The sequence below is a fragment of the Microcoleus sp. PH2017_34_RAT_O_A genome (assembly GCF_020737885.1).
Classification (GTDB): Bacteria; Cyanobacteriota; Cyanobacteriia; order Cyanobacteriales; family Microcoleaceae; genus Microcoleus.
Genome location: NZ_JAEQDD010000048.1, coordinates 26,537 through 47,681, shown reverse-complemented (window position 1 = coordinate 47,681; position 21,145 = coordinate 26,537). Strand labels below are relative to the sequence as shown.

General features: G+C 43.9%; 18 protein-coding genes. 8 read left to right on the top strand and 10 right to left on the bottom strand.

What is annotated here, in order from left to right:
- Nucleotides 1-37 precede the first annotated feature (37 nt).
- The 3 genes from JGK11_RS17410 to JGK11_RS17400 form a co-directional block, all read right to left on the bottom strand.
- On the bottom strand, nucleotides 38-2,473 hold the full coding sequence (locus tag JGK11_RS17410) for a dynamin family protein (protein WP_293192103.1): 2,436 nt from the start codon (nucleotides 2,471-2,473) through the stop codon (nucleotides 38-40).
- A gap of 141 nt (nucleotides 2,474-2,614) precedes the next feature.
- Entirely contained in the window at nucleotides 2,615-3,589 is a 975-nt protein-coding gene (locus JGK11_RS17405) for an Rpn family recombination-promoting nuclease/putative transposase (protein ID WP_293192101.1), read from the bottom strand.
- Nucleotides 3,590-3,905: 316 nt separating this feature from the next.
- Complete coding sequence (locus JGK11_RS17400) at nucleotides 3,906-4,967, bottom strand: J domain-containing protein (RefSeq protein WP_293196988.1); 1,062 nt, start codon at nucleotides 4,965-4,967, stop codon at nucleotides 3,906-3,908.
- Here JGK11_RS17400 and JGK11_RS17395 point away from each other — a divergent pair.
- Complete coding sequence (locus tag JGK11_RS17395; RefSeq protein ID WP_293196989.1) at nucleotides 4,962-5,135, top strand: hypothetical protein; 174 nt, start codon at nucleotides 4,962-4,964, stop codon at nucleotides 5,133-5,135. The two genes, JGK11_RS17400 and JGK11_RS17395, sit on opposite strands and share 6 nt — an antisense overlap.
- Here the strand turns inward: JGK11_RS17395 and JGK11_RS17390 are convergent.
- The 4 genes from JGK11_RS17390 to dnaK all read right to left on the bottom strand — a co-directional run bounded on the left by JGK11_RS17390 (nucleotide 5,097) and on the right by dnaK (nucleotide 7,935).
- Nucleotides 5,097-5,285 carry a four helix bundle protein gene (locus JGK11_RS17390; protein ID WP_293183384.1) on the bottom strand — a complete coding sequence of 63 codons (189 nt, stop codon included), beginning with the start codon at nucleotides 5,283-5,285 and terminating at the stop codon, nucleotides 5,097-5,099. The genes JGK11_RS17395 and JGK11_RS17390 overlap by 39 nt on opposite strands.
- Before the next feature lie 112 nt (nucleotides 5,286-5,397).
- The gene (locus tag JGK11_RS17385; protein WP_293183382.1) at nucleotides 5,398-5,574 is read right to left on the bottom strand and encodes a four helix bundle protein; all 177 of its coding nucleotides are present in this window, start codon (nucleotides 5,572-5,574) and stop codon (nucleotides 5,398-5,400) included.
- 112 nt (nucleotides 5,575-5,686) lie between these two features.
- Nucleotides 5,687-5,812, bottom strand: coding sequence for a hypothetical protein (locus tag JGK11_RS17380; RefSeq protein ID WP_293192096.1), 126 nt, complete (start codon nucleotides 5,810-5,812; stop codon nucleotides 5,687-5,689).
- Nucleotides 5,803-7,935, bottom strand: a complete 2,133-nt coding sequence (gene dnaK / locus JGK11_RS17375; RefSeq protein ID WP_293183431.1) for a molecular chaperone DnaK — start codon at nucleotides 7,933-7,935, stop codon at nucleotides 5,803-5,805. The genes JGK11_RS17380 and dnaK overlap by 10 nt, the downstream gene beginning before the upstream one ends.
- A 299-nt stretch (nucleotides 7,936-8,234) precedes the next feature.
- Here dnaK and JGK11_RS17370 point away from each other — a divergent pair, with 299 nt between their 5' ends.
- From JGK11_RS17370 to JGK11_RS17350, 5 genes are all read left to right on the top strand, one after another.
- Nucleotides 8,235-8,984, top strand: a complete 750-nt coding sequence (locus tag JGK11_RS17370) for a Uma2 family endonuclease (protein WP_293183380.1) — start codon at nucleotides 8,235-8,237, stop codon at nucleotides 8,982-8,984.
- A gap of 71 nt (nucleotides 8,985-9,055) precedes the next feature.
- On the top strand, nucleotides 9,056-10,774 hold the full coding sequence (locus JGK11_RS17365; RefSeq protein WP_293212378.1) for a phospholipase D-like domain-containing protein: 1,719 nt from the start codon (nucleotides 9,056-9,058) through the stop codon (nucleotides 10,772-10,774).
- 70 nt (nucleotides 10,775-10,844) lie between these two features.
- Complete coding sequence (locus JGK11_RS17360) at nucleotides 10,845-11,435, top strand: hypothetical protein (protein WP_293212377.1); 591 nt, start codon at nucleotides 10,845-10,847, stop codon at nucleotides 11,433-11,435.
- Between the two features lie 3 nt (nucleotides 11,436-11,438).
- The gene (locus JGK11_RS17355; RefSeq protein WP_293212376.1) at nucleotides 11,439-12,449 is read left to right on the top strand and encodes a helicase-related protein; all 1,011 of its coding nucleotides are present in this window, start codon (nucleotides 11,439-11,441) and stop codon (nucleotides 12,447-12,449) included.
- A gap of 168 nt (nucleotides 12,450-12,617) precedes the next feature.
- Complete coding sequence (locus JGK11_RS17350) at nucleotides 12,618-16,091, top strand: DNA methyltransferase (protein WP_293212375.1); 3,474 nt, start codon at nucleotides 12,618-12,620, stop codon at nucleotides 16,089-16,091.
- A gap of 187 nt (nucleotides 16,092-16,278) precedes the next feature.
- Here JGK11_RS17350 and JGK11_RS17345 read toward each other — a convergent pair whose 3' ends face one another.
- Together JGK11_RS17345 and JGK11_RS17340 are read right to left on the bottom strand one after the other, a co-directional pair.
- A complete protein-coding gene (locus JGK11_RS17345; protein ID WP_293212374.1) occupies nucleotides 16,279-16,917 on the bottom strand; it encodes a restriction endonuclease subunit R in 639 nt (212 codons plus the stop codon).
- Nucleotides 16,918-17,010: 93 nt separating this feature from the next.
- Entirely contained in the window at nucleotides 17,011-17,568 is a 558-nt protein-coding gene (locus JGK11_RS17340; RefSeq protein ID WP_293183368.1) for a DUF6009 family protein, read from the bottom strand.
- A gap of 206 nt (nucleotides 17,569-17,774) precedes the next feature.
- On the opposite strand from JGK11_RS17340, the gene pds reads away from it, so the two are divergent.
- Both pds and crtB read left to right on the top strand, forming a co-directional pair.
- Complete coding sequence (gene pds / locus JGK11_RS17335; RefSeq protein ID WP_293183366.1) at nucleotides 17,775-19,148, top strand: 15-cis-phytoene desaturase; 1,374 nt, start codon at nucleotides 17,775-17,777, stop codon at nucleotides 19,146-19,148.
- Between the two features lie 208 nt (nucleotides 19,149-19,356).
- Entirely contained in the window at nucleotides 19,357-20,286 is a 930-nt protein-coding gene (gene crtB / locus JGK11_RS17330) for a 15-cis-phytoene synthase CrtB (RefSeq protein ID WP_293183364.1), read from the top strand.
- 142 nt (nucleotides 20,287-20,428) lie between these two features.
- Here the strand turns inward: crtB and JGK11_RS17325 are convergent, their stop codons facing one another.
- Nucleotides 20,429-20,908, bottom strand: a complete 480-nt coding sequence (locus tag JGK11_RS17325) for a hypothetical protein (protein WP_293192088.1) — start codon at nucleotides 20,906-20,908, stop codon at nucleotides 20,429-20,431.
- Nucleotides 20,909-21,145: the final 237 nt, after the last annotated feature.

Sequence of the window (21,145 nt, the reverse complement as noted above, 5' to 3'; positions counted from 1 at the left end):
GAATTAAAGTCGCTCTTTGTTGGCTATTATAGCACAATCATTCACAATCCACAACAACGCTATTATTTTCTCCAATTACAGGCAACAAATGCTCGTGCAACTTCATCGCCTGCAAACAACTATTAATCACAGAAACCGCCCGATCGTACTCTTGAATCTTCTCTTCATTCTCAGCTTGCAGCCGCAGATTCTTAGCAATCTTCTCCTCAGCTTCCTGTGCCAAAGTTTGCTCCAAATAATCGCGGGCTTGACTGTATTTCTGCAAAATATCATCAGCTTGCTGTTCCGCCATCGGTAACAAATGCTCTTTCAGCGTTTGATTCACAGTTTGGCGGAAAGTTTGCCGAATGGTTTTCGATACTTTCGGCTCAAAATCTAGCCTCAATAATTGCCGAATTGCTGGTTGCGCGTCTACCATATTTTCGCAGTCAAAACCTTGGGATGTTTGCTGCAATGTTTCCCGGAATTGGTAAATCGAAAACGTGCCTTCGTCGTAAAAACGGGGACTTTCTCGCACGTAGCGATCGCACTCCACGCCCGCCGCATTCACCAAAGCACGAGAAACCCGCTGTGACAACTCCTCTAACTGCTGTTCAATTCCCCCGTCATTCCCCAACAACCGATAAAGCAATCGATAATATTCTGACTTACGAATGCTGTCTTTTAAATACTGGAAATAATTCTCAACCAGTGACTTAGTAGCCTCTACTAAAATATCTTCCAACTGATTGGCTAAATAATAAAGCGCTTCCACTAAAACCGCAATTAAAGGTGCAGTAGCATTCCGCGGATGAGTCATCAAAGTTCGTCCGTAAGCCGCCTCAACCGAAAATCCATCTAGCAATTCATCCAAGCGGCGAATCATCCGAGATTGCAGTTGGCGAAAATCTGTATCGAAAATATCGCATCTGTTCATAATCATATCATTGACTTCTTTGGCGATATGTTCTCGAAATTCCTGTCCGACTTGCTGCAATTCTTGATTTAGACGTAAAAGTTCTTGGGCTTTCATCGCTTCAATTTCGCGGGGCTGGCTGTCCAAATTCCGCTGAATTGTTTGGTATTGTTTCCGCAGTTGAATGCACAAATCCTCTAAATCGTCAGCGAGATTTCTGAACAGTTGCGGGCGCTTTTCTTTTGTGAGATAATCGGTGATGGCTGTGCGAAAATCTTCGATGCCGCTATCTTGAATTAATTGCTGAATTAATGGTTGACCTTGTTCTGCCAGAATCCGCACGTAGTTTTGACTGGGCGTTTCGTAGCTGTTAACTGAAATCCGAAATTTGCTGGGAGATAGTTTCCCGGAATTCGCACAGTAGCGGTTAAATTCGCTGACAAATAGCGGTGTTTCTTCAGTGTTTTCACTTTTACTATCCGCATTCGTGTCTGCATCAACTCGATCGCGACTTTCGACAAATATGCTATCCAAACCAAAGCGATCGCGCCCGGTTGTCCCTTTTATCAAACTCCCGTAAAATCCCAGCAATCCGCTGGTTTTATAGACTCTGGCGGTGTCGCGAAAGTCGGAATTAATCAGATTTTCCAAGCGCTGGATCAGTTGCGCGTTGTACCAAGTTTCGTCAATGCGGTTGAAAATGTAAAACAGGCGATCGCGAATTCCGGGATTCGATCGCGTTTTCTCCATCAACTCCGTCTCTTCCGTCGTCATTTCCCCAGACGACGCAGCCTTCAAGACGCAGACAACCGCCGAAGTATCCGGGCTTTCAATCTTATCATAGGTCAATTCCGCATCCTGTTTGACAGGCGCATCAATTCCCGGCGTATCAATAATAATATTCCCATCTTGCAGCAGCGGATGGTAACAGTAATATTCAACTCGCTTGAGTACAGCGCTGTTGCTACCGCGCCGCGCGTAACTTGCAGCTTCCTTGAGATTGGAAAAATTAAACTGTTCCATCGAATAAGTTGCATTTTCCACAGCTTGAATGCGATCGCGATTCGCTTCAAACCCTTCTAAAAGTAGAGTCAAAGCCTTCGCTTGTTTAGCTCTCTCCGATTTATTTTCTCCGCCTTCCTTTTCGATAATTATGCTGCATCCCTGAGCTAAAATTTTAACTACATCTGTGAGATTAATATCAATTTCAGTAGTTAAATTTAACTGTTCGCAAAGAGCATAGGCTTGCTGGCGAATCTCAACTTCGCTCGAAAAAGTGAGAACAACACGCTCTTTTTGGGTAGATTCAGCGTAGGCGATATAGCATTCAGTACCGGTTGCGTGTCCGACCGCACTGTAGAGCAATTCTCGCTCCAACAAAGCATTAATTAGCATTGATTTTCCCGCACTGAAAGCGCCCGCAAACACAATCTCAAACTCGGGAGAAATTGCCTTTTTCAGAGAAGCTTGTACCGCCGTGATATCTTGTTGTCGCAAAGACGGTTCCTGACGCAGCAGTTGCAGTAGAGAGTCAACTTGCTCTTGCAGATTTTTGCATTGAGGCGGCATTTGAGTCATCGCGGCAGAATGCTCCTGTATTGTGGGAAAATTAGCTTGTTGTTAATTTTCGGCTAGTTCCTGAATAATTGCAACAGTAATTCTACTTATGTTATCGAGGATTGCTGAAAGTGCGATCCTCTTCGAGGGCTGCGCTAACGGCTATTGGGCGGCTAAATCTGGTGTTTCCAGCCAAGCTGACAAGTCGGACATTTGGGTAAAATTGAGCAAAGCTTCTCCTAAATCTTCTAATTTGGCGATCGACAATTCCCCGATTTGACTTTGAACTTCGGGAGTGACAGCACCTACACGGCGTTCCAACAGACGAACAATCAGTGCTATTTGTCCTGTTTTGATTCCTTCTTCTCTGCCTTCTTCTCTGCCTTCTTCTCTGCCTTCTTCTCTGCCTTTTTCTGTTCCTATTCGCACTGCTTTAGATATTGCACCTCGCCGATCTTGGATATAAATCTCCTGTTTTAGCAAGTCACTTAACTCGTCACGATTCAAATTAGCTCTACTTGCTATTGCAAATGCTTTATTGATTTCTGGCACAACTTCCATTGTTTCAGGTACTGTGTTTAAGTCTCTGGCAGTTTTGAGAAAATAAAGCCATTTGTCGGTCAAAGTTTCTAACTCCTCCAGACTTTTTTTAAACTTGGGTAACTCGACAAAAACTAATTCGATATCGTAAATAGGATAATCACTTAAAAACTCTCTTTCTTTCAGAACAAACCGCGAAGTTACTTTGTCAAAATCCTCAAACATTTCAAAATCAGTAATTGTCAAGGCAATCACTGGATTCAACATTACATATTGATCGGCTGTTTCTAATTGCGTGGAATAAGCTTTGGCTGCATTGTACAAAATTCGCTTTTCAAAAGCCTCTACGTTCAAAACCTGCATCTCGATAATGACAGTTGTGCCGTCATTTAAGTTGGCTCTAATATCTAAGTAAGTATCCTTAAGACCTCGAATTAGCGGCAATGAATAAGGATCGACGATTTCTAAACTTTCGATGGTGGGCTGATTGTCATATAGCAAGGCATTCAAAAAACTAATTAGAATGTCTTTGCTATTTTCAGAACCAAAGATTTTTTTGAAGGCAAAATCAGTTTTAGGATTGATGAATGTGAACATATAGGTAATGGGTAATGGGTAATGGGTAATGGGTAATGGGTAATCGGTAATGGGTAATGGGTAATGGGTAATCGGTAATCGGTAATCGGTAATGGGTAATCGGTAATCGGTAATCGGTAATGGGTAATCGGTAATGGGTAATCGGTAATGGGTAATCGGTAATGGGTAATCGGTAATCGGTAATCGGTAATGGGTGATGGGTGATGGGTGATGGGTGATGGGAAACCCCTGACGCCCTCAAGGCGGAATTGGCTGATGGGTAAGGTGCGCAGTGCGCACCTACATTTCGGTAAGGTGCGCAGTGCGCACCCTACAATTAATCATACAAATTCTGACGCGGTTTAAAAGTCTCAATTTGCCGCAATTTTTCGTACAATTCCCGTTCTTCGTCACTAATTTCCTTGGGAATTAACACCTGAATTTCTACTAGCTGATCTCCCCGATCGCCATTTCCAGTCGGATAGCCCTTATTCGCCAGCCGCAACCGCTTCCCAGACGTGACTCCCGGTGGCAGTTTCATCTTAACCAAGCCGTCTAGAGTCGGCACTTCAATGTCTCCCCCCAACACCGCTTCGCAGGGCGTCAGCAGCAATTCGCAGCAAATATCTGACATTTCCAAGCGGAAAAATGGATGGGGAGAAACGGTGATTTTTAAGTACAAATCGCCGCCGCCAATACCTTGATTTCGCAGGCGAATTCGCTGGCCCGATACCATCGCCCCTGGCATATTTACCTCTATCCACCGCCCGTCATCCAAGCGGATGCGCTCGGTACCGCCGGAATAAGCCCTTTCCAAAGGCAGAGTCAGCCTCGCATCAATGTCTTGTCTGATTTCGCGATCGTCTATTTCCCTGGTTTCGCGTCGAATTTCGCGATCGTCCAAATCCCTTCTCTCTTCCCGAGAATTAGCAACATAACTGGTTTTCTTAGAAGCCGTATTCCACGGTTCCGAAGTGGGAACTCGCGGTGCATCATTCTCTGTCGCCATCCTCACTTCCCGGCGCCTTCCGAGGACTTGATCGAGAAATTTATTAAAATCTGAGTAATCGCTAAAATCGATATCTTCGGCAGGCTTTTTGCGGCTATTTTTACTATTTCCCCAACTTTTAAAATTGGGAAGTTTTACGCCTTGTTTGCCTTGAAATCCCTTTTGTTTCCAGAATTTACTAAACTGATCGTATTGAGCGCGCTTTTCGAGATCGGAAAGAATATCGTAAGCTTCATTAATATCTTTAAACCTATCTTCGGAAGATTTATCTCCGGGATTCACGTCAGGGTGTAACTGTCTCGCGAGTCGTCGATAGGCTTTTTTTATCTCGTCAGCCGTAGCATCTCTGGGCACTCCCAGTATTTGATAGTAATTACGAAAGTTTTGCATAATTTGAGAAGAAGGAAGAAGGAAGAGGGAAGAAGGAAGAAGGAAGAGGGAAGAAGGAAGAAGGAAGAGGGAAGAAGGAAGAAGGAAGAGGGAAGAAGGAAGAGGGAAGAGGGAAGAGGGAAAGATGTTTTATTCTGGTTTAAGTTTATTGATTGTGCTGACAATTAGTCGTGTGACTTCATCTACTTCTTTAACAACCGGTGATATTTGCTGGTGCGTTCCTAACCCCACTTTTTCAGAAATCACTAAATGAGTATCCAGTTCTCGCAGCGAACCGAGAGTTATTTGTAAATATCGAATATACTCTTTCGTGCTCACCGAATAGCAAGGGTTTGAAGCCCCAGCATGAAGGCAGATTGTGATAAGAACGGAGTTTAAATCTCTGTTCTTATCACTTCGCTGTCAACTGTCAACTGTCAACTGTCAACTGTCAACTGTTTAAACGTCCATATCCCTCAGCAATGTTAGCTGGTACTGATACAGATGCACGGCGAATTTGACTGGTAATACCATAAAGTTCAGATGGATGAAATGATTTGGTTAATTCGTAGCAAAGTTGACAAAGATAAATACCCCGCTGCCAGATGTATTGTTCTCTATGACTCATAAAAAAATATAGTTTTCTCCTTGCTGATTATAGTAATCTCTATCTATTTCCAAGAAGTCTAGTGTAGTAGAGGAGAGAAAAAAGAAGTCCAGAAGAAGTGGAAAAAGGGCGGTCACATATTCTCTGCTAAAAATCCGCTATTTTCCTTCTTCCTTCTTCCTTCTTCCTTCTTCCTTCTTCCTTCTTCCTTCTTCCTTCTTCCTTCTTCCTTCTTCCTTCTTCCTTCAATTACAACCAATCATCGTCGTCATCCCAGTCGTCGCTTTGATTTTGATAGGGGCGAGTTGGGCGGTTATTGCTGGTTCTGCGATCGGGTGTGCGATCGTATGGGCGATCGGGTGTGCGATCGTAAGATCGATCGCGATCTGGCATACGATCGCGATCGTAAGAGCGATCGTAAGGGCGATCGGGCATTGGATCGACTGTCGATCGCCTGTAGGGCTTAGCATTTTGATAATAGCTGCTGTCATCGCTGCGCCGCTTGGTACTATCGCCTGTAAAAGTCCGCTTCACAGACTCAAAGAAATCATCATCATCGTCATCATCAGCAAAGGCCGCGACTTCCCGACTCAAATCGTAAAGAGCATCCTGCAAATCCGAGCCAACTTGGTCAACTCCCCGCTCATCCTTACGTTCCAAACTGTCTCGCAATTCCCGAATTAAAGTTTCAATGCGCTGGCGGCTTCTTTGGGCAAACTGCATTCCGCGATCGAGTGCAACTTCCCGCAACTGTCGCTCAGCTTGATAAGCCAAAGCCTCAGCGCGATTGCGTTTTTCCACCTTTTCCCGCTGCAACTTATCAGCTTGAGCAAACTGTTCCGCATCGCGAATCATTTGATTCACTTCCTGCTGGCTCAGCGTCGAAGCACCTTGCACAGTAATGCTTTGTTCCCTGCCGGTAGTTTTGTCCAAAGCAGTCACCAACAGCATCCCGTTAGCATCAATATCAAAAGCCACTTGTACCTGCGGGATCCCTCGCGGTGCCGGCGGAATTCCCGTTAATTTAAACCGTCCCAAAGACTTATTATCTCTACCTAATTCCCGTTCCCCTTGGATGATGTGAACTTCTACCACAGTTTGGTTGTTTTCAGCAGTCGAAAAAATATCCGATCGCCTAACTGGAATAGTAGTATTGCGCGGAATCAGTTTTTTCATCACCCCGCCGATGGTTTCCAAGCCCAGGGACAGGGGCGTCACATCCAACAGCAGCACGTCGCGGACATCCCCGCCCAAAATCCCCGCCTGAATAGCAGCACCCACCGCCACAACCTCATCGGGATTGACATTTTGATTCGGTTCGCGATCGATCAAACTCCGCACAATTTCCTGCACCAAAGGAATGCGAGTCGAACCGCCGACCAACACAACTTCATCAATCCGAGAAGGACTCATATTGGCATCAGCCAAAGCTTGTTTCACCGGACGGCGCATCCGCTGCACCAAATCGCTGCACAGCCCCTCAAATTGACCGCGAGTCAAACGCGTTTCCAAATGCAAAGGCCCATCTTCATTTGCATCAATAAACGGCAAATTAATCTCAGTGACGCCAACTCCCGACAGCTCTATTTTTGCTTTTTCTGCCGCTTCGATCAAGCGCTGCAAAGCTTGGCGGTTTTTGCGTAAATCCACGCCTTCTTTTTCTAAGAATTGTTCAGCCAACCAATCAACAATTTTGGAGTCAAAATCATTGCCACCCAACTGAGTATCGCCGCTAGTTGCTTTAACTTCAAATACTCCATCTCCAACATCTAAGATAGATACATCAAAAGTACCGCCGCCCAAATCAAAAACTAAGATTGTTTGACTTTCTCGCCTTTCCAAACCGTAAGCCAAAGAAGCCGCAGTCGGCTCATTTAAAATCCGCTTCACATCAAGTCCGGCAATTCTGCCAGCATCCCGCGTCGCCTGTCGCTGCGAGTCGTTGAAATAAGCAGGAACAGTGATTACAGCCCCCGTAACTTCTTGTCCCAGATAGCGGCTGGCTTCATCGGCCAACTTCCGCAACACCATCGCCGAAATTTCCTCTGGGGCGAAATCTTTTTTCAGGCGAGGGCATTTGATTTTGATGTTTCCGTTGTCGTCGCGGCGAGTTGTGTAAGGGACGCGCTTTGCTTCTGGAGTCAGTTCGGTATATTTGCGCCCGATGTACCGTTTGACGGCGTAAAAGGTGTTTTGGGGGTTGAGAACATTTTGGCGTCTGGCCATTTGTCCGACAAGGCGTTCTCCTTCCTTGGTGAAAGCAACCACCGAAGGAGTTGTCCGCATCCCTTCTGCGTTGGCAATCACAACCGGTTTGCCGCCTTCCATGACGGCTACTACTGAGTTTGTCGTTCCGAGGTCAATGCCAACTACTTTTCCCATACGTCCGTTGTCTCCTGTGGCGTTGTGTGTAGCTTTTTCAATATAAGCGTTAAGTTCGATCGCATTTATTGTACCGCGTCGAGCCACGGGGCTGCGGGGGGGTTATCTCACTTCGGGCTAGCGGTTGGGGTTGGTTGGGTGCGATCGACCTTTTTTCCATATGGCTTTGGCGCAGGGACTGAGGAGCAAATTGATTAGAATGGAGAGCAAAAGTTATCCTATCATCAACATCAAAATTAAAAGCCGTTAGCGCAGCCCTCGAAGAGGATCGCACAAACACCTTCAATCACCATAAAACCATGAAATTCAGCTTAGATGTAGAAAACAATCCCACAGGCTGGCCGGATCATACTCAACTACCCGAATCAGACGGTACTTTTGTGAAGAACTTTCAAGAACATCCCCAAAGCATTTTACTAACCGATTCCATAACTCCTATCTTAGAAAGAATTCACGCTGACGGTAACTATTGTATCGGTCAAGATAGCGGTATTTATTGGCGATTAACTGACCCCTTAGAAAAGGGTGCAGAAGCACCTGACTGGTTCTATGTACCGAATGTTCCACCAACATTGGATGGTAAATTTCGCCCTTATTATGTGTTGTGGCAAGAGTTTATATCACCGTTGATTGTGTTAGAGTTTGTATCCGGGAATGGTGCTGAAGAACGGGACAGAACGCCTTTATTGCGATCGGGCAAACAGGAAACTAAGGCTGGTAAATTCTGGATTTATGAAAATGTCATACATCCGGCATTTTATGGAATTTATGAAGTCAGCAAGGCTAGTGTTGAAGTCTATCATCTGATCGAAGATAGGTATCAATTAGTTGCAGCAAACGATCGCGGTCATTATCCGATTCCACAGTTAGGAGTAGAATTGGGAATTTGGCAAGGTACTTATCAAAATATGGAATTACCTTGGTTGCGCTGGTGGGATAGTGAAGGGAATCTGTTGTTATCGGGGGCCCAAAGAGCCGATCGCGCTGAAGACCAATTAGAGCAATTACGCGCTCAATTGCGATCGGCTGGAATTCAACCAGAACTCTAAAGAAAGAAGAGGAGACGGCAGTGCCGTTTCCCTACAATTAATCTAACATTATTCATCACAGAAAAAACCAAGTGCCACGCATTTTTGACAACATCGAACTATCTCTGCTACCAGCATTACGAGAAACCATTAAACTCTCCTACCGTGCCGATTTTTGCGTGGGCTATTTCAATCTCAGGGGATGGCGGAGCATTGGCGATTTAATCGAAGCATATGTGGGAAATCGGGGAGCCTGCTGCCGCCTTTTGGTGGGAATGCAAAGCTTGCCATCCGATGAATTGAATGCTAGTTTTAGCCTGATTTCCCATCATCGGGGGATTGACAATAGTACGATTATTCGCCTCAAAAAACGGATGGCTGAGGAATTTCGCCAGCAGTTGATAATCGGGGCTCCCAGTGATATTGACGAGCAGGGTTTACGCAGATTGAGCTATCAGATTAAAACCGGAAAAGTTATTGTTAAATTATTCTTAGCTTATCACCTGCACGCCAAGCTCTATCTCGTTCATCGTCACGATCCAAATAGTCCGATTGTCGGATTTTTGGGTAGCAGCAATCTGACTTTATCGGGACTCTCAAAGCAAGGAGAATTGAATCTTGATATCTTAGATTCTGATGCTTGTAATAAGTTGCAAAAATGGTTTGAAAACCGCTGGGAAGAATATGGCTGTATTGATATTTCTAAAGAACTCGCAGAAATTCTCGATCGCAGTTGGGCGCGATCCGAACCAATTCCACCCTATCACATCTATCTCAACAGAGTCTATCATTTGTCCCGCGAGGCGATCGCAGGTATTTCCGAATTTCAGATTCCCCGCGATTTTAAGGGTTTATTTCAGTTTCAAGAAGAAGCCGTTAAGCTAGCAGCCCGTCACATTACCAAACGGGGAGGCGTGATTATTGGCGATGTGGTAGGTTTGGGCAAAACTTTAGTCGGTACAGCTATTGCCAAAATTCTCCAAGAAGATTGTCTCTTGGAAACCCTGATTATTTTTCCGAAAAACTTGGTCAAAATGTGGCAGGAGTATGCTGATAAATATCGCCTCCTGGCAAAAGTCTTATCCATCAGTCGGGTACAGCAAGAATTGCCGGAATTGCGACGCTATCGAGTTGTGTTAATTGATGAAAGTCACAACCTCAGAAATCGAGAAGGCAAGCGATATCGAGCGATTCAAGAATATATTGCCATCAATGAAAGTAAATGTATTCTGCTTTCGGCAACTCCTTATAATAAAACCTATTTAGATTTATCTGCTCAGTTGCGACTGTTTATTCCCGAAGACCAAAATTTAGGATTGCGGCCCGAAGCTTTGCTAAATCAATTGGGCGGCGGCAGTCAAGGAGAGTTAGAATTTATGAAGCGACATCAATGTTCGGTGCGCTCTTTAGCGGCTTTTGAAAAGAGCGAACATCCTGATGATTGGCGAGATTTGATGAAGCGCTACATGGTGAGGCGAACTCGCTCGTTTATCAAAGATAATTATGCGGAAACCGATGCAGAAAAAGATCGCAAATATCTAGAATTTGCCAATGGCACGCGCTCCTATTTTCCCGATCGCATTCCCAGAACCATTAAGTTTTCCTCGGAAACTTCCACAACCAACTCCCAGCTTGACTTTGAGGAAATTGTCGAAGTCATCAACGCCCTAAATCTGCCCCGTTACGGACTCGGAAATTACATCGCCAAAAAACCCAAACAACAGCCGACTGAAGCAGAACAGCGACAGTTAAATGCCCTATTTCGTGGCGGTCGTCGGTTGATGAGATTTTCCGCGGACAAACCTGTTTAAACGGCTAGAAAGCAGCGGGAGTGCGTTTATTCAGTCGATCGAGCGGCACATCCTGCGGAATTTTGTTTATTTGTATGCGATCGGGCAAAACTCCGATATCCCGATCGGCACTCAGGATGCAGAATTGTTGGATACCCGCAACAGCGATGAAGATGCTGATTCAGTTATGATCGGCAATTTTGATACCGAAGAAACCGAAGATGATTCGGGAGAACTCTTAGATATCGAAGCTGAATTGCTGTCAGGCGAAAAAGGTTTTAAGCAACGAGCACAAGTAGTTTATGGAGAATATCAAACACGCTATCAACGCAGATTTAAATGGCTAAAATCAGACTTTTTTGATAGCAAGCAGTTAAAACAAGATTTGCTAGCCGATGCTCGTTCTTTAATTGAAGTATTACAAACTTCCAGTGCATGGCATTCTCAACCAGATGAAAAGTTAGCAGCTTTGGTGACATTGATTGCAGAAACTCATCCGAATGAGAAGATACTAATTTTTACTCAATTTGCCGATACAGTCCGCTATATAACTGATAACTTAACCAAGCTCAAAATTGCAGGCATTGCATCGGTGACAGGCAAATCAAAAGACCCCACAGAAGTCACATTCCGGTTTAGTCCAACTAGCAACAATAAGCGGGATAAAATCTCCCCAGAATAAGAATTGCGCGTCTTAATTACCACCGACATTCTGAGTGAAGGTCACAACTTACAAGACAGTGCAATTATCGTTAACTATGACTTACCTTGGGCAATCATCCGGTTGATTCAGCGGGCGGGAAGAGTAGACAGAATCGGGCAAACAGCCGATCGCATTTTGTGCTATTCATTTTTGCCAGACGAAGGAGTAGAACGGATTATCAATCTCCGCGCCAGACTGCGCCGACGGTTACAGGAAAATGCCGAAGTTGTCGGCACCGACGAGACATTTTTTGAGGACGATTCACCACAAGTCATTCTGGATATTTACAATGAAAAATCCGGGATTTTAGATGGAGAAGAAGATGCCGAAGTTGACCTAACATCAGAAGCTTTTCAGATTTGGAAAAATGCGACTGACAATAATCCGACTTTGAAGAAAACCATTGAATCAATGCCAAATGTAGTTTACTCAACTCGCGCTCATACACCCGTACCATTGCAGCCAGAAGGAGTTTTATTGTACATGAAAACTACGGAGGGTAATGATTCGTTAATTTGGGTCGATCGCGCTGGAAACAGCGTCACACAATCACAACTGGCAATATTAAGAATTGCCGCCTGCGATGAAGCAACACCAGCCATTGCGAGAGACAAACAGCATCACGAATTAGTTCAAAAAGGTGCTGAATTGATAGCAGAAGAAGAGTTAACTGCGGGCGGACAATTAGGGAAGTCTTCCGGTGCCCGCTTCCGAACCTATGAACGTTTGAAGAGTTACTTTAAGCAAATGGATGGTACAATATTTGCATCCGATGAGTTGTCAAAAGCCATTGATGAAATTTACCGCTATCCCCTGCGCCAGTCGGCAATTGACACGTTGAATCGGCAGTTAAAAAGCGGTATTGGCGATCGGGCTTTAGCCGAATTAGTCGTAGCATTGAGAATGGACGATCGTTTTTGTATAGTTAGTGAAGATGGAGACAAACGGGAACCAATGATTATTTGTTCTTTAGGTTTGTTTCAGAGGATATAATTATTGGGAGTCGAGAAACCGGGAACGGGCAAGATGCCCATTCCAAAATCAAATTAAGTCTTGTGGAACGGGCATCTTGCCAGTTCTTGAAAATAGTACAACATCTCAGATTTAACTTACTTCTTCCTTCTTCCTTCTTCCTTCTTCCTTCTTCCTTAATATATAACCATGCCGCAAACACTTACAGAATCCCGTCAACTTCTCCAAGACTTTGAATTCAACAAACTATTCGTCCAACAACTCGGTTGGGATAATCCATCATCCCGCAAAACCATACCCGCAGAAGTTGATGGCGAGACTTATTCCCGAACAGCCATCGCCCAACTTTTAGGAGTAGTTATATATGAAATTACCACCGCTAGCGGTAACATTCCCAATGCGGCCAAAAGATTGACAATCTATCGCGAAATTGTCCAGATATCCCGCGAAAATATATTAATTTTTATTGATGCAAATCGGACTAAATCTCTTTGGTATTGGGTGAAGTGCGAAGGTACAAAACTTTATCCTCGCGATCGTGTATATGTGAAACGGGAACCTTGCGATTTAATGTTGAGTAAAGTCACAGCTTTAAAAGTTGAATTAGCAGAATTAGAAACGCTATCGGTGATTGATGTCGCCCAAAGATTGCAGGCTGGATTGGATGTTGAACGAGTTACTAAGAAGTTTTTTGAAGAGTTCAAACAGCAACACGTTGAATTTTTAAGTGTGATTTCCGGGATAGATAAGGAGACAGACAGGCGCTGGTATACTTCGGTTTTACTCAACCGTTTGATGTTTGTTTATTTTTTGCAGCGCAAAGGGTTTATCGACAGCGGCAAAATGCTATATTTGCAGGAAAAGTTAGCTGAAAGTAAACTGCGGGGAACCGATTTGTTTTACTCGGAATTCTTGAAAACACTGTTTTTTGAGGGATTTGCTAAGCCACAATATGAACGAAGTTCTCAGGTTGAAAGGCTGATTGGCAATATTAAATATTTGAATGGGGGACTATTTCTGGAACATCCCATCGAACAGAATTATCTGAATATTGCTATACCCGATGCTGCTTTCGAGAAAATATTAGATTTATTTGCGCGCTATTCTTGGAATCTCGACGATACGGTTGGTGGGAAGGAAAACGAAATTAATCCGGCAGTTTTGGGATACATCTTTGAGAAATACATTAACCAAAAAGCCTTTGGTGCTTATTATACCAGGCCGGAGATTACTGAATATTTGTGCGATCGCACAATCAACAAATTAATCCTCGACAAAATCAACCAATCCCTTAACTCTTCCTCCCATGCCCAATTCCCCATGCCCGATGCCCAATGCCCGATTCCCCATCAATTTGAAACAATCACCGAACTCCTCACCAATCTCGACGCAAATCTCTGCCGCCACCTACTAGAAGAAATCCTCCCAAACCTCACATTATTAGACCCAGCCTGCGGTTCCGGCGCGTTTTTAGTCGCAGCGATGAAAACGCTGATTTACATCTATTCAACAATCATCGGTACAAGCAAGTTTTTAAATGACCGCTATCTCAACGACTTACTCAAAACCATCGAAACAGAGCATTCATCACTCAACTATTATATCAAAAAACGGATTATCAGCGACAACCTCTACGGCGTGGATATCATGCCGGAAGCAGTGGAAATTGCGAAATTGCGACTATTTTTAGCCTTAGTTTCGGCGACGCACGATGTCAGCGAATTGGAACCGCTGCCGAATATTGATTTTAACATCATGGCGGGAAATTCCTTGATTGGATTGATTCGGGTTGATGAAGAACGATTTGATTCTGTAGGAAATTCGCGCCAAGGTAATTTACTGCAAATTTTAGCTTCTGCTAATTACAAAGGAATTTTAGCGGACAAGAATAAGTCGATTGATTTATATAAAAAACACGCTTTTCAGTCTGGGGAAGAGGAAGGAACTTCTCAAGAATCGCGATTATTGAATTTGCGGCAGCATATTGAAAAGTTAAACCAGGAGTCGCAAGTCAAGTTAAATCAGTTATTGTTTGATGAGTTTACCAGGCTGAAAATTAAGTACGAAGAGGTGCAGTTAGCGGGGAAACCTCATAAACGAGTTTTAACTATTGATGATATTGCAAGATTGCAACCGTTTCACTGGGGATATCACTTTGACAGAATTTTAGAACGGGGAGGATTTGATGCGATTATTGCTAATCCACCTTGGGAAGTTTTCAAGCCAGATGCTAAGGAGTTTTTTGCTAATCATAGCAATTTAGTGACGAAAAAAAAGATGGATATTAAGAGCTTTGAAAAAGAGCAAAAGAAACTCTTGCAAGATTCTGAAGTTGCTAATGCTTGGTTGGAATATCAGAGCAATTTTCCCCACATTAGTGCTTACTATTGTTCAGCAGAACAGTACAAAAATCAGATTTCGATTGTCAATGGTAAAAAAGCAGGTACGGATATTAACCTCTATAAACTTTTTGTAGAACAATGTTTTAATCTCTTACGCAGAGGTGGCGAGTGCGGGATTGTGATTCCCAGCGGCATTTACACTGACTTGGGTACTAAGCAACTGCGGGAAATGTTATTTAGTCAAACACAAGTCACGGGGTTATTTTGTTTAGAAAATCGCAAAACAATTTTTGAAGGGGTTCATAAGAGTTTCAAAATAGTTGTTCTTACTTTTGAGAAGGATGGGATAACAACTGAGTTTTCCTCTGCTTTTATGCGTCTTGATGTGGAGGAACTGCAAAGGTTTCCTAATGCTGATAGCTTGCGAATTAGCGTTGAATTAGTGCGGAAGTTATCTCCTGACTCTCTGTCGGTGATGGAGTTTAAAAATGATGGAGATATTCGGATTGCTGAAAAAATGCTGCAATTCCCGTTACTTGGCGAACAGATTAAGGGGAAATGGAATTGTATACTACATCGCGAATTTGACAGGGGTAACAGAACTGATTTTTTTCAACTTCAAGCCACAAGCAATAGTCTACCACTTTTTGTAGGAAAAATGTTTCATCAATTCACTAAAACTGATGAATCTGCGCCATACTGGATCGAAGAAAAAATGGGGAGAAAAGAATTACTTGGAAATAATAAAGATTGCAATCAGATACTTGATTATCAATGCTATCGTTGGGTACATCGACGAATTGCTCGTAATACTGACTCGCGTACATTAATTACGACCATTGCTCCCAGCAGAGTGTTCTTTGATAATAATAGTACCAGTATCGATTTAGGTAAATCTAAAATTGGTCAAGCAGAAATGTTGGCTTTTTGTGCAATGTGTAACTCTTTTATTGTGGATTGGTTTCTCCGTCAAAAAGTGACTACAACTCTTAATATGTTTTATATTTACCAAATTCCTATCCCGCGATTAACCACTGGTGACAAATACTTCTCGGACATCGTACAGCGCGCCGCAAAACTGATCTGCACTGCCCCAGAATTTGACGAATTAGCCCAAGAAGTCGGCTTAAACTCGCACCGAGAAGGCGTTACCGATGAAACAGAACGCGCTAAATTGCGAGCGGAATTAGATGGCATCATCGCTCACCTTTACGAATTAACGGAAGCAGAATTTGCGTATGTTTTGACTACTTTTCCGATCGTCCCAGAAGCTGTAAAACAAGCAGCATTGGCAGCATATCGCACGTTTTCATGTATGTAAAAGTATTGTAGGGTGCGTCAGCCCACAGCGTTTACCTTAGCTTTTGGAGCGATTGAGCTGACGCACCCTACAGGCCTCGTTAGTGGTTTAAATGCGTAACCTTTCCAAGCAAAAAAACTGGGTTTTTCACTGAATCTGCGGGTGAAAATCAAAGATTTTTGCAAAAACCCGGTTTCTGATTCCCCCACTAACTCAGATTACCTACATTCAACTCACCGAGGCGCTTCAAAATACTCAGCACGGTGTACAACTCGTTCCCTGGATTTAAAAGGCAAAACTTCCGAGAAAAAGCGTACTGCGGTGTTTCCCCCTTAACTAATTTGACAAATAGAAAATCTGCCCCATTCATTAACAATCCGTAAGTAGGTCGATCGCTCTTCAGATTAGCTAACATATAAGCTAGCAACTGCGGAATCCCTACTTCCAAAGAGAACGCCGCTTTCTTGAACTCGATAACTACTACCCAAAACTCCTGAAACAAAGCTAGAACATCCAACTGTCCCCTGACAATCATTCCTTCATCTTCGTCAACAATTTCTACAGACTTTTCGGAAGTAACGTGAAAAGGAGCAAGATAAAAATCTGCTAAATCCAACAATGGAGACAATACTACCATTTTGACTGTATTTTCTAGAAGTGGGGGATATTCTAGTAAATTTGTGTAACTTGCTTGCACTCTGTCTAATCGCTGTTTCTCAGCTTCTGAGATTTCTGGCAAATTATCCTGCCACTCGCGAAAGAATTGGTCATCTCTGACTAATTTAATTCCAAATTTTGTTCTCAAGCCGTACATCGTGACATTTCGAGCTTGAATTGTTTGTACCATCGTTTTATACTAAGTTTAAAGTCTATACAGATTGTGCCCTCAAGTGGTCATTCCCATCTATAAAATAGATGTTTTACCTAATGGCTGTATCTATTAGCTCTTGATTTCCAACACAGAAACTCTCTTTTCAAGTTCTAATAGCCTCTGAATCATTGGTATATCTTCGACAGAATCTAGATGACTAGCTAGAGCGCTAACTATGACATCAGTTTGAGATATGCCCGTTTGCTGAACATATCTTTTGAGCTTGCTAAAAAGACTACGGGGAACTCTCACAGCTATTTGAGATTTCTTACTCGGAGATAGCCCTTTGTGTTTAGGTTCTATACTTAATGGTTCTACTGCTTCAGTAGGATGATCTGCCTGTGTAGAGCTACCTACTTTGTAAGCTTCATAGTCATTTTCACGAAGTGTGAAAATTCGTCTGATAAAACACTTATGATTTCCGGTAGGAGGGGCATCATCTTCTAATTCTGCATACCCCACTAAAGTTTGACCTTGCTGAAGCTCTGAAAGACGTTTTTTAGAGACTCCTTTTCTGGTAGAAAAATTTACCTCGCTCTCTCGCACCCAAGGCATTTTGCTGATATCTACAAGCCAGGCAATTTCGGCTTCGTGCCTTAAGGTCTCGTCGCTGACAAAACTGTTCATAGTTTTTATTTTCAGTATGTTTACTAATTATAGCACGTAGGGCAAAAAATAGCAACTGCATGGCAAATTTCCCTAAAAATAGCTAAGAACCAGATCGCCCCGCACCGGACACGGCACAACCACGTCCCTACAGATTGCCCAAAATTTTGTAACGAGTTGTAAAGTATAATGAACACAAAGTGAATATAGAGGCCAAGTAGTATTAAATGCGAGTTGCGATCGCCGGAGCAGGCTTAGCAGGACTTTCCTGCGCTAAATATCTTACCGATGCGGGTCACACCCCCATCCTCCTAGAAAGTCGGGACGTACTCGGCGGTAAAGTAGCCGCCTGGAAAGATGCAGACGGCGACTGGTACGAAACCGGCCTCCACATCTTCTTCGGTGCATACCCAAATATGCTGAAACTCTTCAAAGAACTTGACATTGAAGACAGGCTGCAATGGAAAGAACATTCGATGATTTTCAATCAGCCGGAAACGCCCGGAACCTATTCTCGCTTTGACTTTCCCAATATTCCGGCTCCGTTGAATGGCCTTGTGGCTATCCTCAGAAACAACGATATGCTCACCTGGGCCGAAAAAATCAGTTTCGGCATTGGTTTGATTCCGGCGATACTTCAAGGCCAGAAATACGTCGAAGAAATGGACAAATACTCGTTTTCAGACTGGCTGAAAAAGCAAAACGTCCCCCCCAGAGTCGAAAAAGAAGTATTCATCGCCATGTCCAAGGCGCTGAATTTTATCGACCCCCACGAAATATCTGCAACCATTCTGCTGACAGCCCTCAACCGCTTCTTGCAAGAGACAAAAGGCTCGAAAATGGCCTTTTTAGACGGTTCCCCTACGGAGAGGTTGTGTCAGCCGATGGTAGACTACATAACTGAACGCGGTGGCGAAGTCCGGCTGAATGCACCCATCAGAGAGTTTTTGCTCAATGATGACAACACGGTGCGCGGTTTCCAGATTGGTGGCGTCAAGGGGGCCGAGGAAGAAATTCTGACGGCCGATACTTACGTTTCGGCGATGCCGGTTGACCCGCTGAAGTTGATGATGCCGAAACCTTGGGGCGAAATGGCTTATTTCAAAAAGCTCGAAGGTTTGGAGGGAGTACCGGTGATTAATGTACACTTGTGGTTCGATCGCAAGCTGACAGATATCGACCATTTGCTATTCTCGCGATCGCCCTTACTGAGCGTCTACGCCGACATGAGCAACACCTGCCGCGAATATGCCAACCCAGACAAATCCATGCTGGAACTGGTACTCGCACCCGCCAAAGACTGGATTGGCAAATCTGACGAAGATATCGTCGCAGCCACAATGGTCGAGTTAGAAAAACTCTTTCCCGACCAAATCCCAGAACCCGCCAAAGTGCTCAAATATCACGTAGTCAAAACCCCACGTTCCGTCTACAAAGCCACCCCCGGACGCCAGGAATGCCGTCCCTCGCAAACAACTCCGATTAGCAATTTCTATCTAACGGGGGATTATACGATGCAGCGTTATCTTGCGAGTATGGAAGGTGCCGTGCTTTCTGGTAAGCTGACAGCGCAGGCTATTTCAACTGCCAATAAAAAATGAAAAATTAAGAATTTTTCATAAAGACTGGGGCTGACGCACGGGCGACCAGAAACCGGGTTTTTAGCCAAAATATTTGCTTAGAACCCTCAATCTCGGTTCAAAAACCCAGTTTCTTTGTTCAGATGCGTAAGTCCTCAAGACGTAAAAGAATCTCCTGTTGTCTCAACGGGGGAATGTCAGTTCTAATCTTTAAATTTCTTATTCTCGGATGCTGCAACTGTCAAAACTCCAGTGCATGAGAACTCTGGCCTCTTTGGATGAATCCTACGAACTGTGCCGCCAAGTCACAGCGAGTTATGCCAAAAATTTTTATTTAGGCACTCAACTCATGCCCGAAGCCAAGCGTCGGGCAATCTGGGCGATTTACGTCTGGTGCCGCCGCACCGACGAACTCGTAGACGGGCCTGGTTCTGAGGCTACGACCCCTGAAACGCTAAATTTGTGGGAAAAACGCCTAGAATCTGTGTTTGCGGGCCATCCCCACGATGATTATGACGTGGCTTTGGTGGATACGCTGTCTCGTTTCCCGATCGACATTCAGCCGTTTCGAGAGATGATTGCGGGCCAGCAAATGGACTTATACCGCAGTCGCTACGAAACTTTTGAAGAGCTCAATCTTTACTGTTACCGAGTAGCCGGCACTGTTGGGCTGATGTCGATGTCTGTGATGGGCGTAGACGAATCCAACTCTGCGGCTAATTGGAATTGGCACTGGGGGAATAGAATTCCCAAAGAAGAAGCCGTCGCCCTCGGTATAGCCAAGCAGTTGACGAATATTCTGCGCGATGTGGGAGAAGATGCCCGTCGTGGCCGCATTTACATTCCCTTAGAAGACTTAGCTTTGTTCAACTATACCGAAGAAGATTTATTCAACGGTGTAATTGACAACCGCTGGCGGGAATTGATGCGCTTTCAAATTCAGCGAGCTCGCAAATTATACGCCAGCGCCGAACCGGGAATTAAAGTGCTCAGTCCCGATATCCGCTGGACAGTGTGGGCTGCTACGATGTTGTACAGCAGAATCTTAAATGCGATCGAGCGCAATCAGTACGATGTGTTTCAGAAGCGGGCATACGTTACCAATTCTCAGAAACTGTTGTGTCTCCCCGCCGCTTGGTTGAAGTCAAAAGTGCTTTAGCAGCGGGCAATTTGGCTGGCGATTCGGCAACGGGTAAGGGCTATTTGTCAAGTTACAAATTATATGATGTCCAGCAAATTGCAAATGAGATTTGTAGGGACACGGCAGTGCCGTGTCCTTAACTGTTTTGTGTTAATTGGAGTCAAAGTGGTGGTGTAGTGGTTGAATTTTTCAATTGGGCGATCGTACTTTCGAGCAATTCCTTTTCCTGTTGTAGTTTGGCCTCTAAATTTTGAATTTGTTCGCGGCGGGCTTCAACTTCGATAAAGCGGCGAGACAACTCTTGACTTTGCAAGGTGAGAGATTGCCGCCACCCTTCCGCCTTCTGGGCTTCTTGCTGCAAAAAATCGGGAGTAAAGCCTGTTGTTAAATACTTCTGAACTAATTCTAGCACCCAGTTTGTAGCCGCTTGAATATGCAACAAAATCTTGCTATTTTCGCCAATATCTGCTAATACTAGCATCCCTTCATTTAAAACATTGCGATCGAAATCTGGCGGTAGCGTCAAGACAGTTTCTTGAAAAAGAATAGCCCATGTCTCATCATAATTTTGACAAGCCAGCAATTGCAGACTTATCTCACCTGAAATTTCCTTCTTTTGTACTTGGGCTAAATATAGCATAAGCGTAATTGGTAATTGGTAATTGGTAATTGTAATTGGTAATTCATAATTTGCCGTGTTAGAACAATTTGTTATATTTTTGAAACCAAATTTGTAGGGGCGGGTTCACCAACAATTTACGGTAAAAATGAATAATTTCATAAACCCGCCCCCGCCCACCAACAATACAAATGTACCATAATTTATTGGTGAAATGTTCATCTAAATAATCGCGGGGATGGGGCGGGTTTATCCAAC